Origin of the sequence: Parafrankia discariae (assembly GCF_000373365.1) — a bacterium.
Lineage (GTDB): Bacteria > Actinomycetota > Actinomycetes > Frankiales > Frankiaceae > Parafrankia > Parafrankia discariae.
Genome location: NZ_KB891102.1, coordinates 439,470 through 452,263, shown reverse-complemented (window position 1 = coordinate 452,263; position 12,794 = coordinate 439,470). Strand labels below are relative to the sequence as shown.

Annotated in this window: 14 protein-coding genes and 1 tRNA gene; 11 read left to right on the top strand and 4 right to left on the bottom strand. The window is 73.2% G+C overall.

All coding sequences use genetic code 11. The features are described from left to right. Positions 1–84 precede the first annotated feature (84 nt). From B056_RS0101895 to B056_RS0101885, 3 genes are all read left to right on the top strand, one after another. On the top strand, positions 85–1,341 hold the full coding sequence (locus B056_RS0101895; RefSeq protein ID WP_018500208.1) for a DUF4349 domain-containing protein: 1,257 nt from the start codon (positions 85–87) through the stop codon (positions 1,339–1,341). Positions 1,342–1,468: 127 nt separating this feature from the next. After that, positions 1,469–1,945 (top strand): VOC family protein, encoded by a 477-nt coding sequence (locus B056_RS0101890; RefSeq protein ID WP_026239224.1) that lies wholly within the window; start codon positions 1,469–1,471, stop codon positions 1,943–1,945. A 269-nt stretch (positions 1,946–2,214) separates the two neighbouring features. Next, positions 2,215–3,138 (top strand): PucR family transcriptional regulator, encoded by a 924-nt coding sequence (locus B056_RS0101885; RefSeq protein ID WP_026239223.1) that lies wholly within the window; start codon positions 2,215–2,217, stop codon positions 3,136–3,138. Here the strand turns inward: B056_RS0101885 and pgm are convergent. After that, the gene (gene pgm / locus B056_RS0101880) at positions 3,075–4,736 is read right to left on the bottom strand and encodes a phosphoglucomutase (alpha-D-glucose-1,6-bisphosphate-dependent) (protein ID WP_018500205.1); all 1,662 of its coding nucleotides are present in this window, start codon (positions 4,734–4,736) and stop codon (positions 3,075–3,077) included. The genes B056_RS0101885 and pgm overlap by 64 nt on opposite strands. A 110-nt stretch (positions 4,737–4,846) precedes the next feature. On the opposite strand from pgm, the gene B056_RS0101875 reads away from it, so the two are divergent. Beyond that, the gene (locus tag B056_RS0101875) at positions 4,847–5,470 is read left to right on the top strand and encodes a winged helix-turn-helix transcriptional regulator (protein WP_035749865.1); all 624 of its coding nucleotides are present in this window, start codon (positions 4,847–4,849) and stop codon (positions 5,468–5,470) included. On the opposite strand, the gene B056_RS0101870 is transcribed toward B056_RS0101875, so the two are convergent. Then, positions 5,431–6,243 (bottom strand): SDR family oxidoreductase, encoded by an 813-nt coding sequence (locus B056_RS0101870; protein WP_026239222.1) that lies wholly within the window; start codon positions 6,241–6,243, stop codon positions 5,431–5,433. The genes B056_RS0101875 and B056_RS0101870 overlap by 40 nt on opposite strands. A 210-nt stretch (positions 6,244–6,453) precedes the next feature. Between B056_RS0101870 and nadD the strand changes: the two genes are divergently transcribed. From nadD to B056_RS0101850, 4 genes are all read left to right on the top strand, one after another. Further along, a complete protein-coding gene (gene nadD, locus B056_RS0101865) occupies positions 6,454–7,071 on the top strand; it encodes a nicotinate-nucleotide adenylyltransferase (RefSeq protein WP_018500202.1) in 618 nt (205 codons plus the stop codon). A gap of 210 nt (positions 7,072–7,281) precedes the next feature. After that, on the top strand, positions 7,282–7,746 hold the full coding sequence (rsfS, locus tag B056_RS0101860) for a ribosome silencing factor (protein WP_018500201.1): 465 nt from the start codon (positions 7,282–7,284) through the stop codon (positions 7,744–7,746). Further along, positions 7,743–8,492 (top strand): histidine phosphatase family protein, encoded by a 750-nt coding sequence (locus B056_RS0101855; protein ID WP_018500200.1) that lies wholly within the window; start codon positions 7,743–7,745, stop codon positions 8,490–8,492. The genes rsfS and B056_RS0101855 overlap by 4 nt, the downstream gene beginning before the upstream one ends. 68 nt (positions 8,493–8,560) lie before the next feature. Continuing rightward, positions 8,561–8,634: transfer RNA gene (locus tag B056_RS0101850), tRNA-Ala, on the top strand. 483 nt (positions 8,635–9,117) lie between these two features. Here B056_RS0101850 and B056_RS0101845 read toward each other — a convergent pair. Together B056_RS0101845 and B056_RS0101840 are read right to left on the bottom strand one after the other, a co-directional pair. Continuing rightward, the gene (locus tag B056_RS0101845; protein ID WP_018500199.1) at positions 9,118–9,870 is read right to left on the bottom strand and encodes an AraC family transcriptional regulator; all 753 of its coding nucleotides are present in this window, start codon (positions 9,868–9,870) and stop codon (positions 9,118–9,120) included. A 46-nt stretch (positions 9,871–9,916) separates the two neighbouring features. Beyond that, positions 9,917–10,219 carry a putative quinol monooxygenase gene (locus tag B056_RS0101840; RefSeq protein WP_018500198.1) on the bottom strand — a complete coding sequence of 101 codons (303 nt, stop codon included), beginning with the start codon at positions 10,217–10,219 and terminating at the stop codon, positions 9,917–9,919. Positions 10,220–10,581: 362 nt separating this feature from the next. Here B056_RS0101840 and B056_RS42300 point away from each other — a divergent pair, with 362 nt between their 5' ends. From B056_RS42300 to B056_RS0101830, 3 genes are all read left to right on the top strand, one after another. Beyond that, positions 10,582–10,872, top strand: coding sequence for a hypothetical protein (locus tag B056_RS42300; RefSeq protein WP_154676771.1), 291 nt, complete (start codon positions 10,582–10,584; stop codon positions 10,870–10,872). 87 nt (positions 10,873–10,959) lie between these two features. Beyond that, positions 10,960–11,223: a hypothetical protein gene (locus B056_RS0101835; protein ID WP_018500197.1), complete on the top strand. Its 264-nt coding sequence runs from the start codon at positions 10,960–10,962 to the stop codon at positions 11,221–11,223. Positions 11,224–11,484: 261 nt separating this feature from the next. After that, complete coding sequence (locus B056_RS0101830; RefSeq protein WP_035749751.1) at positions 11,485–12,774, top strand: vanadium-dependent haloperoxidase; 1,290 nt, start codon at positions 11,485–11,487, stop codon at positions 12,772–12,774. Positions 12,775–12,794: the final 20 nt, after the last annotated feature.

Here is a 12,794-nt window from a genome sequence, read left to right as displayed (position 1 = left end):
GTCCAATCCCTCGACGGCGGGCGCGTGGTGTGACCGCCGCCGCCCGCGCGGGTGACCGCGCGGGCCGGACGGAGGGGTGCCGCCATGACGACCGGAACGAAACAGACCGAAGCGATACCGACCGAGACGACACCGACCGAGACGACACCGGCCAAGACGACACCGGCCGGGACGACATCGACGACGGGGCCGATCCGGCGGCGCAGGTCCGCCCTCCTGCCCGCGCTACCCGCCCTGCCGGACCCACGCCGCCGCCGGCGGCTGATCCTCGGCGCGGGCGCGCTGCTCGTCGTGATCCTCGCGGTGGGCTTCGTCGCCGCCGGAACGGACGGTTCCGGTCGGAGCTCGACGGACACGGCGGCCATCCCGTTGCCGGCGTCGGAGCCCGGTACTCCCGGTGAGATGAGTGGGCCGACGGACTCCAGCTCGTCGGTGTCGGCGCCGTCGCCGGTGCCCGGTGCGGCCCGGGCTGACGGCATCGCCGCGGAGGCACCGTCGACCGTCCCGGGCGGGCCCGCGGGTACCGGCGTTACCCGCGGCACCGGCGGCGAGCCCGCCCGGCCCGCCGGCGCCCAGCCACGGATCGTCCGCGACGGCTCGGCCTCGCTGTCCGTGCCGGCCGGCGCCGTGGACAAGGCCGTCCAGGACCTCTCCGCGGCCGCGCGTGGGCTGGCGGGCTACACCGAGTCCAGCGAGGTCGGCGGGACCTCGTCCACCACCGACGACGAGGGCCAGTACGCCACCGTGACCCTGCGGGTGCCCAGCGAGTCGTTCGACGAGCTGCGGTCCGGTCTGAGCGGGATCGGCACGGTGTCGGCGTCGACGATGTCCTCGCGCGACGTGACCGGTGAGTACGTCGATCTCGAGGCGCGCAAGCGTGCCCTGGAGGCCTCCCGGACCGCCTACACGACGTTGCTGGCCAAGGCCACGACGGTGGGGGAGACGCTGTCGGTGCAGCAGGCCATCGACGGTGTGCAGATCCAGATCGAGCAGATCGAGGGCCAGCGGATGGTCCTCGCCGACGCCAGCGACCTCGCGACGCTGACGGTGCGGATCGTCGAGGACGGAGCGGACACCGTACCCACGCCGGACGACGACGACTCGGGGCTGGCCGCGGCCGCGCGCACGTCCTGGAACCGGTTCGTCCGCGGAGTCGAGGAGATCATCGCCCTGCTAGGTCCGCTGGCACTGGTGGGCCTGATCGCCGCGGTCGCCTACGGTGCCGTCCGGATCGCCCGCCGCCGGGGCCGGACCCCACGGCCCGCGCCCGCACCCGCACCCACGCCGGCGCCCGCGTCGCCGGGGGACCCCATGGCGCCGGGGAACTCCACCGGGTCGTGAACGGGCCGTTGCGCTCTGGCGCGGGCGGGGTCCGGGGCGGCACGATGGACGGGCACACGCAGGCCGCCGGCGACGGGCCCCGACACGGACGTCGGGGCCGCCGCCGGCCGTGGACGGGAGCGCCGGGATGCCCGAGGCAGCCGAGGAGTCCGGACCGGGGCTGACCAGCGCCCGCTGGACGCACGTCGCCCTGCCCTCCAGCGACCTCGACGCCTCGATCGCCTTCTACACGTCGATGACCCCGCTGGTCGTCGTGGCGGTCCGCGAGGACGCCGACGGCCGCAGCGCCTGGCTGTCCAACGAGGGCCAGTGGCGGACGCCCTTCGTCCTGGTGCTGGTGGACTTCGCCCGGGAGCACGGCGCCCGGCATCCGATCATGACGCCGTTCGCCCACCTCGGGATCGAGGTGCCGCGCCGGGCCGACGTGGACGACGTGGCGGCGCGGGCCCGGGCCGCCGGCTGTCTGCACTGGGAGCCGCAGGACCTGCCGGACCCGGTCGGCTACGTCTGCGCGCTGACGGACCCCGACGGCAACGTGATCGAGATCAGCCATGGCCAGCGGGTCTTCTCGACGGTGCGTGACCTGTGGGGGCCGCGGGGCTGACCGGCCGGCGCCGTGCCCCGGCACGGGCCCCGGTCGGCGATCGCGGTGCGTGACGGGGTGCGGGGCGATCCCGGGGCGGTCCCGTGGGGTGGGGGAGCGGAATCATCCGGGCTGCCCGCTCGATAACCTGCACATGAGACCCATAAGGGTCTATTCGGGGCGCTCGGCGCGGGCCTCCGGTGATCGCCCGGCCGTGGGGGACTCGTCACCGCGCGTCGAGGGCCGCCAGCGCGGGGATCCTGTGGACCCCCGAAAGGAAGTGACGTCAGGTGACACCTGCGAGTCCGGCCGTCCAGGACGTGCCGGCGATCGGTGCCCTCGGGCTGACCGACGTCGCCCGGCAGCCGGTGCGCCCCGGCGTGGATCTCAGTCGGCCCCACGCCGCCGTGGTGCTGCGTTACGACGGGGCCCGGACTGAGGCGTGGGGCGCGGCCCTGGCCGCCCTCGACGTGCCGGTGCGTCGGGACGGAGCGTTCGGCGAGCTCGGGTGGGCGGTTCTCGCGGGCGACGCCGCCGAGATCGGCCGGGAGCTGGCCGGGGTGCGGGCCCGCCTCGCGGCCGCCGTCGGATCGGACCGGCCGGTGCTGGCCGCCGCCGGGCGGGTGGTCGTCGGCGACGGTCAGGACACCGCCGAGACGGCGGCGTCGTTCGCCGAGGCGCGGGCCGTGCTCGCGCTGCTGCGCCACCGCGGGGACGGCGTGCAGCTGCTGCACGCCGAGACCGGGCTGGCCGGGCTGCTGCTGGCCGTCCCGCGGGCGCGGCTGGAGTCGTTCGCCCGCGCCGAGCTCGAGCCACTGCTGGACCGGCCCGAGCTGCTGGCCACGCTCGCCGCCTGGCTGGAGACGAACGGCAGCCGGGCCGCGGTCGCCGCCCGCATCCACATGCACCGCAACTCGGTCGGCTACCGGATGGACCGGGTCCGCGAACTCCTGGGGCTGCACGGGAACCCGCCGGAGCGGATGTGGCGGCTGCACGCCGCCCTCGTCGCCCGCGAGCTGGTGGCGGCGCTCGCGGCCGGCGACGCCTTTCCCGCCGGCGACGTCTTCCTCACCGGGGGAGAAGGCATCGCCGGCGACGTCCTCGTGCCCGGCGATGCCTTCCCACCCGGCGGCCCGGCCGGCCTGACCGGCTACCCGCGGGCCAGCGCGGCGTCCACGAGGGCCTGCGCCTCGGCGAGCACCGAGGCCAGGTGATCGGGGCCGGCGAAGCTCTCGGCGTAGATCTTGTAGACGTCCTCGGTGCCGGACGGCCGCGCGGCGAACCACGCGTCGGCCGTCGCCACCTTCACCCCGCCGATCGGGGCGCCGTTGCCCGGGGCCGCTGACAGCGCCGCGGTCACCTTGCCGCCGGCCAGCGTCGTCGCGCCCAGGGCCTCGGGTGTCAGCGCGGAGAGGATCTTCTTCTGCGCCGGGGTGGCGGGGGCGTCCACCCGCCGGTAGGCGGGGGAGCCGAACCGCCCGGTCAGCTCGGTGTAGAGCACGCCGGGGTCGCGGCCGGTCGTCGCGGTCATCTCGGCGGCCAGCAGGCAGGCGATGACGCCGTCCTTGTCCGTCGTCCACACCCGGCCGTCGCGGCGCAGGAACGACGCGCCGGCGCTCTCCTCGCCGCCGAAGCCGAGCGAGCCGTCGAGCAGGCCGTCGACGAACCACTTGAAGCCGACCGGCACCTCGACCAGCCCGCGCCCGAGATGGGCGGCGACCCGGTCGATCATGCCGGAGCTGACCAGCGTCTTGCCGACCGCGGCGCCCGCCGGCCAGCCGGGCCGGTGCGCGAACAGGTAGGCGATCGCCGTCGCGAGGTAGTGATTCGGGTTGAGCAGGCCGGCGCCGGGGGTGACGATCCCGTGCCGGTCGGCGTCCGCGTCGTTCGCCAGCGCGACGTCGAACGACCCGGCGAGGCGCAGCAGCGAGGCCATCGCGAACGGGGACGACGGGTCCATCCGGATCCGGCCGTCCCAGTCCAGCGTCATGAAGCCGAAGGTCGGGTCGACGGCGGTGTTCACCACCTCGAGGTCGAGCTTGTGCCGCTCGGCGATCTCCTGCCAGTACCGGACGCTCGCCCCGCCGAGCGGGTCGACGCCGATGCGGACCCCGGCCGAGCGGATGGCGTCGAGGTCGACGACGTTCGGCAGGTCCGCCACGTAGGCGCCGACGAAGTCGTGCACGGTCGCCGCCGCCAGCGCCTGGGCGTGCCCAACCCGGGCGACGCCGGCGAGACCGGCCTCGAGCAGCGCGTTCGCCCGGTTCTGGATCGCGCTCGTGGCCGCGGTGTCGGCGGGGCCGCCGTGCGACGGGTTGTACTTGAACCCGCCGTCGGCCGGCGGGTTGTGTGACGGCGTCACGACGATGCCGTCGGCGAGCCCGCCGGCCCGGCCACCGCCCCGGACGGCACCGTGCCCGTTGTGGGCGAGGATCGCGTGCGAGATCACCGGGGTCGGGGTGGCCTCACCCGCCGGCGCGACGCGGACGTCCACCCCGTTCGCGACCAGGACCTCCAGGGCGCTGGCCAGCGCGGGCGCGGACAACGCGTGCGTGTCGACGCCGATGAACAGCGGGCCGTCGACCCCGGCGGCCGCCCGGTGCTCGCAGATCGCCTGCGTGGTGGCCAGGATGTGGTCGGCGTTGAACGAGGCCCGCAGCGCGCTGCCGCGGTGGCCGGACGTCCCGAACGCCACCCGCTGGGCCGGGTCGGCGGGGTCGGGACGCACGTCGTGGTAGGCGGCGAGTAGCGCCTGCGGGTCGATGAGCTCGTCGGGAGCGGCGGGCTGACCCGCACGCGGACTGTTCGGCATGGGCGGGCTCCCTGGATCGTTCGGCTCCCGGCCAGCCTAGTGCCGCGCCCCCCGTCGCCCGGTTGCCGTGGCCTGGCCAGCGGGCGACGGGGCGACGTATCGTGATCGGCATGCCGAGGTCGGCGACCCCGCCGGACGGGGCGAGATGCTCCATCGCGCGCAGCCTCGAGGTGCTGGGCGAGCGGTGGACGCTGCTGGTCGTCCGGGAGGCGTTCCGCGGGCGCACCCGCTTCGCCGAGTTCCGCGACGCCCTCGGCATCGCGACGGACGTCCTGACCGTCCGGCTGCGCACGCTGGTCGACTGCGGCGTGCTGGAGCGTCGGGCGTACCGCGAGCCCGGGTCACGCGAGCGGTACAGCTACCACCTCACCCCGGCCGGTCACGACCTGCGCCTCGTGCTGGGGGCGTTGCAGCAGTGGGGCGACGCCCACCGGCCCTCCGGCCACGGTCCGGCGGTGGTGTACCGCTCCGCGGCGGACGGCGGCGCGGTGCGGGTGGCCTTCGTCGACAGCGTCGGGGCGGAGATCGACGTCCGTGACGTCGTCTCCGCCCCCGGGCCGGGCTGGCCCGGCACCGGCGCCGACCCGGATGCCGGCGCCGACACCGTCGTCGTCCCTGGCCTGGGCGGTGGCCCGGAGGCGGCCCAGGTGGTCGTGAGCGTGCCGGAGGGCCGTCCCCCGGTGGACCGGGATGGTCAGCCCGTCAGCGTGGCCACGGGCTCGCGCGAGGGGTAGAGCTCGGCGAGCGCCGGATAGAGGCCGGTGAGCGGGCCCGACAGCCCCGCCCGGATCTGGGTGCTCGTCTCGTCCGCGAGGACCTCGGCGGCTCCGGCCTCGACGCCGTCCAGCGCGAGCGCCGCGATGGCCGCCGGGTCCGACTTCGGCGCCTGGATGGCGCTGGTCATGTCGGTGTCCATGTAGCCGACGTGCAGCGCCGTCACGGCGACACCCCGTTCGGCCAGTTCCAGCCGTTGGGAGTTCGTCAGCGACCAGGCGGCGCTCTTCGCCGCGCAGTAGCCCCCGTTCGTCGGCGACGCCACCCACGACAGGGCCGACAGGACGTTGAGCACCGCCCCACCGGTCAGCCCCGCCCCACCGCTCAGCCCCGTCCCACCGGTCGGCGCCGCGGCGCCGGCGTCGTCGGCGCGGTGCCGGGCGAGCTGGGGGGCGAAGGCGCGGACGGTGTGCACCGGTCCGAAGACGTGGGTCTCCAGCTCCAGGCGGATGTCGTCGACGTCCCCGGTGAGCACCGAGGCGCCGGTCGAGCTGCCGGCGTTGTTGATCAGGATGTCGACGTCGCCGGTCGCCTCGGCGGCCGCGGCGACCTGGGCCGGGTCGGTGACGTCCAGCCGGATCGGCACCACGCCCGGGGTCCGGACCGACCGCGGGTCGCGCGCGGCCGCGTAGACCTTCGCGGCACCCCGGGCCAGCAGCTCCTCGACGAAGGCCCGCCCCAGCCCCCGGTTCGCCCCGGTCACCAGAACGACTGATCCCCTGATCCTCGCCATCGCCGCGCTCCGTCCCTCGTAGCCCACCAGGCCCCGGCCGGGCGCATGCCCCGCCTGGGCCGGGACGTCGCCGATGTCCGGCCGTCCCTGTTGGATCACCGTAGGGCTCTGGGTTGGAAACTGCAACTCAGCTGGGTAGTGACGCAGGACATCCCGCCGCGGGCGCTGTGGACGAGGCGCGACGACTTTGCGCGGAGTTAGTGTCCCCACGTGCGACTGGGCGTGATGGGCGGGACGTTCGATCCCGTCCACAACGGGCACCTGGTCGCGGCCAGCGAGGTCGCGGCGCTCTTCGACCTGGACGAGGTCGTCTTCGTGCCGAGCGGGCGACCGTGGCAGAAGGTCGACCGGGAGGTCTCCGCCGCCGAGGACCGCTACCTGATGACCTTCCTGGCGACGGCGGAGAACCCGCGGTTCACCGTCAGCCGCATCGACATCGAGCGCAGCGGCCCGACGTACACCATCGACACGCTGCGGCACCTGCGCGGGCAGCGGTCGGGCGACGAGCTGTTCTTCATCACCGGCGCGGACGCCCTCGCCCAGATCTTCACCTGGCGGGACCACACCGAGCTCTTCGGGCTGGCGCACTTCATCGGCGTGACCCGGCCGGGCTACCACCTGCGCCGCCACTCCAGCCTGCCCGACGAGGCGGTCAGCCTGCTCGAGGTGCCGGCGCTCGCGATCTCCTCCTCGGACATCCGCCAGCGGGTCGCCCGGGCCGCCCCCATCTGGTACCTGACCCCGGACGGCGTCGTCCGCTACATCGCCAAACGCGGGCTGTACGACCCCCGGTCGGCCGTCGGCCCGCCCCCCGTCGACCCCGGGTGACCGAGCCCGCCGACCCGCGCCCGGGGAACATTTGACCCGATCGCGGGATGGATGTTCGCCGACACTCCCGTGGGTGTGTCACGCTTGATGCGGCCGTCCGACAGCGGGCGGCCGGCGCGCCCCCGCCGGGGTGCTCCGATCGGGCGGTACCAGCGCCTGGCCGGGCGTCCCGCCAGGGCGCGAACCTACCTGCTTTGGAGACCGACCAGCGTGACCGCTTCGCCGCGAGCCACCGAGCTCGCCCTCGCCGCCGCCCAGGCCGCCGCCGACAAGATCGCCCAGGACATCCTCATCCTGGACGTGAGCGAGCGGCTGACGATCACCGACTGTTTCGTCATCGCGTCGGCCGAGAACGAGCGGCAGGTCAAGGCCGCCGTCGACGAGATCGAGGAGAAACTGCGGGCGATGGGGGCGAAGCCGTTGCGCCGCGAGGGCGAGCGTGAGGGCCGGTGGGTCCTGCTCGACTTCGCCGACATCGTCGTGCACGTGCTGCGCGCCGAGGAGCGGGTCTACTACAGCCTCGAGCGGCTGTGGAAGGACTGCCCGGTCATCCCGTTCGAGGACGCCTCGGTCGGTGCCGGGGTGGCCGCGGTGGCGGCCGGCGGCGTCGCGGCCGCCGGTGGCACGGCGGGTACGGGTGGTGCGGCGGGAGCCGGTACGGCAGAGCCGCGGTGAGGCTGCTGCTCTGGCGGCACGGGCGGACGTCCTGGAACGACGCGGGGCGTTTCCAGGGGCACGCCGATCCGCCCCTGGACGCGACCGGCCAGCGGCAGGCCGAGCTGGTGGGCCCGGTGATCAGGGCCCTCAACCCTGAGCTCGTGGTCTCCTCGGACCTGCGGCGCTGCCAGGAGACCGCGGCGCGGATCGGCCTGCCGGTCCGCGCCGACGCGCGGCTGCGCGAGATCGACCTGGGGGCGTGGTCCGGGCTTACCGGCGCCGAGGCCGCCGCCCGCTTCCCCGCCGAGGACGCCGCCTGGCGTCGCGGCGAGGACGTCCGCCGCGGCGGCGGCGAGACGTACGCGGAGGTCGGCGCGCGCGCCGGCGCCGTCCTCGACGACCTCGTCGCCGAGGGCGTGCCGGCCACCGCCGGCGGCCTCGTCGTGTTCGTGCTGCACGGGGGGACGGCCCGCTCGCTCATCGGGCAGGCCCTCGGCGTGCCCGCCCAGAACTGGTGGGTCTTCGGCCCGCTGGCCAACTGCCGCTGGTCGCTGCTGCGGCGCGAGCCGGGCGGGTTCCGGCTGGTGGAGCACAACACCGGGCCCCTGGCCACAGGTGCCGCGGGGCCTGATAAAGTCGTCAGCGTCGGACCGGGGAGCACCGCTTCCCACCCGCCAGCCGAGGCGATTCTGCCGATGCAGGAGGCCCCGACGGCAAGCGACACGGAACCTGTACACTCGCAGACGCAGCCGGCAAACGGTTGAGGCGGCGAGTACCGGTTGCAGTCGAGTAGGATATAATTAGTACGTAGCAATCTAGTACGTATCAATATGGGGCTGTGGCGCAGTCTGGTAGCGCATCACACTGGCAGTGTGAGGGTCAGGGGTTCGAATCCCCTCAGCTCCACAAAAATAGTTTCGTAAAAAATTGAAAAACCTAACGCTGCTCGGGTAGATCTCGGGCAGCGTTTCTGTTTCGGGGCATGATCGGCACCGCGTGCGAGTGTGAGCGTCAATCCGATCGAACCGGGTCTGTAGCCATGGGCGAGCTGGTGTGCGGACTTCCAGCTGTACCAGCGTGTCGACGTCGCAACGGGTCGATGCTTCCGGCCGCGCCACTCCTACATGAGGCCTCGGCGTAGGCGGCGGGTGTCTCACCATCCCGGATCGGTCAGCTCCTGCCGCAGCGCACGCGGAACCATGGTCGGAGGATCTCAGGGCCGCCACGGAGCCCGCGGGCGAGCCGTGGGACGCGGAGGGCCCGCCAAGGAAGTTCCCCGGCGGGCCCCGCGCCTTCCGGAACTGCTGCGTCACCACTCTGGCGCCAGGTCGGCCGGCCTCTCCGCGGTCGCGCGGGCAGCGAGGGAGATCGGGATCCAAGGTCGTCGGGTCAGGGCCGGAAGCTGGCTCTGTACTGCGTCGGCGTCCGGCCCGTCAGGTCCCGGAACGCGGCGTTGAACGCGGACAGGGAGGTGTAGCCCGTGGCGAACGCGATGGTGGTCACCGGGGCGTCGCCGGCGGCGAGTTCCTCGATCGCGCGCAACACCCGCATGCGGCGCAGGACGATCCGCCAGGTCATGCCGGTCTCCGCCTCGAAGCGCCGTGCCAGCGATCGCGGTGTGAGGCCCACCTGGTGGGCGATGTCCTCGAAGCGGACCTCCTCGCCGAGCCGTTCCCTGGTCAGACGCAGGGCGCGGCGCAGTTCCGGCGATCGTCCCGCGGGTACGACGACCGGGCCCGGCTGCTCGGCGAGCCGCCAGGCGACCGCGGCGAGCGCGTTGAACAGGGTCTCGGCATATGCCGTGAGGGGTTCGGCGCTCTCGTTCCACCCGCCGCACGCGGTCACCAGGGCGCGGGCCAGGGGGGTGAGGTCGAAGACCGCCAGCGGTGCTGGAGGCGCCGGGACGAACGCGGTGTCGAACAGGACCGACGCGGTCGTGACCGGCTGCGGGATGCTCACCCTTATCGGCTGCCCTGCCTCGATCAGCGCGGCGCGGGCCGGCGGCAACAACCACGCCTGCCCCTGTGCCTCCAGCCGGAGGGCCCCGGCGGAGGCGCAGAGCAGGTAGTGGCGGTCCGCGCAAAGATCGCTGTCGGGCTCCGGTGCGAACGTCCGCACGAAGCTGTACGCCTTGCGGGTCATCGACAGCCTCGCACGGGCCGATCACAGGAGCCGCCCGCGAGGCCGCTCAGGCGACCGCCTCCAGCAACTCGGCGTGGAATCGTCGGCTCACCGGCGCGCCGGTCATGATCGGGCGAAGGGCCGTGCCGGAGCGGGCGAAGGAGCCCGACCCGAGATATCCGACGAACGACGCCTGGTCTTCCCACTCGTGGACCACGGTGATCCGGGTGTCGTCCTCGCGCGAGGCGTAGACCCTGAACGCGACATTGCCCGGCATGGAACGGATCCGGTCACGCTCGTTGTCGAGGTGGGCGAGGGCGGCCGGACGGTCGATGGCGGCTGTACTGAAATCGAGGATGGCGATGAGCACGAGACCTCCTGGAGCGGTCGGTGACCGCAGTGGACGGGACAACCCGATCCTCGGGCGACGCCCGCCCCTCGGCCTCCGCCAGCCGGACGTGTTCACGCTCCCATCGGACAGGACCACTCCGCACCACTGGCCTGCCCAACCCGCGTTGCCGTGACGCTGCGCGCAGATCATGTGGTGCCCGGCGTCGTCGGTGAGGACGGCCTCTGTCTCGCTCACCGTGACGCGGGCCCTCCCCGGCGCGGGCTCCCGGTACGGTGATGAACGCCCTCCCGGAAGAATGCAACCCGCGAACGGTGGACACGTTACGGACACCTGCTCAATGGTGGGGCGGGTGAAGGTCGGTCCCATATAGTGACGACAGGATGAACAGCTATTCTGTCGGCGCCGCTTCACTCGACGCCGCATCACTCAACATCGCTTCGGCCCACACCGTTTCGGCCCGCGGCAGCAGGAGATCTGGTTGCCGGGCGGCCCTGGACGAGGCACGCGGTGTTCTCGGCTTCGACTCGCCGAAATGTACCTGTGTCGACGAGTCGGAGCATTCGGCGCGCATAGCGCTCGCCGTACGCGACCTCGATGGCCAGGGCGTCCTGCGGCTGGCGCTGCGCGCCATCGCCGATCGGGTACACCCCAGAAGGACAACCCGTGCCTGAGACGCCGTCCGTCGCCGCCCTTTCCGGTGCCGCGGGTGCCGGTATCGGCGGTATTACCCCCGGAATCCTCGGAACGGGGCCGGCCTGATGCCCGAGCACACCCTTTCGGTCACCCTCACCGCCCCGACGAGCGACAGTCTCGACGCGCTCGTCACCGCGGCCGACGTCGCGCTGATCGCCGCGGGCTGGGCCGTCGGGGGGAGCGCCGTGAAGGTCGCGTGCGAGTGCACCTGGCCCCGGGACACCAATCTGGCCGAGCCCGGCCGCCTGGGCCTGTTCGGCACCGTGGTCTACGTAGTGGCGGCCCTCATCGTGGCCCTGGGCATCCTGCGCGGGTCCGGGGTCCTCTAAGGCCGGCGCGCCCGTCCGTCGTTCGGGTGCCCCGCGGCGGGCGGGCGTGGCCGGTGACCAGGTGAAACATCGTCTTGTGTGGCAATTCGGTACGTACCTGACGGTGCGGTGCCATGATGACCCGAATATCTGCCGGACGACCGTCGGCCTTCTCGTCGTTCGGTCGGTGCGGGGTGCGCGCGCGACGAGGCGTCCCTCATCACGGCGGACTCACGTCAATGCGGCAGTCGGTTTTCCTGACTGTCAGCAAGGGGGTCGGTCATGGCACGTTGGGCGCGCGCCCGCCGCGGAATCCTGGGTACGGCCGTCGTCGGTGTCCTCGCCGCCGCATTACCGGTGGCGGCCGGGCTGTCGGCCGCATCGGCGGTCGGTGTCAACAACACCTCCACCAATGCCGTCATCGTCTGGGACCGCAATGCGCAGACCGCGATCTGGGATGTGGCCGGCCAACAGCCGCAGGTCCAGGCGCGCAGCTTCGCGATGGTGCACGGAGCCGTTTACGACGCGGTGAACGCGATCGCCGGGCGGCCTTACCAGCCCTATCTCCTCGCCCCGCGGACCAGTGGGCGCGAGTCGACGGACGCCGCCGTCGGGACCGCCGCCTTCCAGGTGCTCAGCTCCCTGTTCCCGGCTCAGCAGCCGCGGCTGCGGGCGCAGTACGACGAGTGGATGGCGAACCTGCCCGACAACGCGGCGAAACGGAGCGGGACCGCGGTGGGCGACCAGACCGCCGCGGCGATGATCAGTGCGCGGCGGAACGACGGGGCCTTCGGGAATCAGACCTGGCCGGTGGGCACCCAACCCGGTCAATGGCGGCCGACCCCGCCCACCTTCGCCTCCGACACGGCCTGGGTGGCGAACCTCAAGCCGTTCCTGATTCCGAGCGCGTCGATGTTCCGTTCGGCCGGCCCGCCGGCGCTGACCTCCGCGCAGTACGCCCGGGACATCAACGAGGTCAAGGCGATCGGCGCGGTCAACAGCACGACCAGGACGCTCGACCAGACCCAGGCGGCGATCTGGTGGCACGACCGGCACCTGGGGGAATGGGAGATCAAGCGCCAGCTCGCCACGAGCCGCCACCTGAACACCCTGCAGACAGCCCGCATGTTCGCGATGGTCGACCTCACCGAGGCGGACGCGACCACAGCCTGCTTCAACGAGAAGGCGGCCTGGACGTCCTGGCGGCCGGTCACCGCGATCCAGCTGGCCGACACCGACGGCAACCCGGCCACCACGGCCGACCCGAACTGGCTGCCGCTGCTCGTCACCCCGCCGCACCCCGACTTCACCTCCGGGCACACCTGCTTCACGACGGCGAGCATGTCGACGCTGGCCTTCTTCTTCGGACGGGACGACATCCCGTTCAGCGCCTACAGCGCCGATTCGGGCACCACCCGTCACTTCCGCGGGTTCTCCCAGGCCATCGCCGAGGTGATCGAAGCCCGGGTCTGGGGTGGTATCCACACCCGGTCGGCCGACGTGGAGGGCGCGAAGATCGGTGCCAAGGTGACCGCGTACGCGACCAGGAACTACTTCCGCCCGCGGAGCTGACCGGCCCGGGGTGCCGCCGA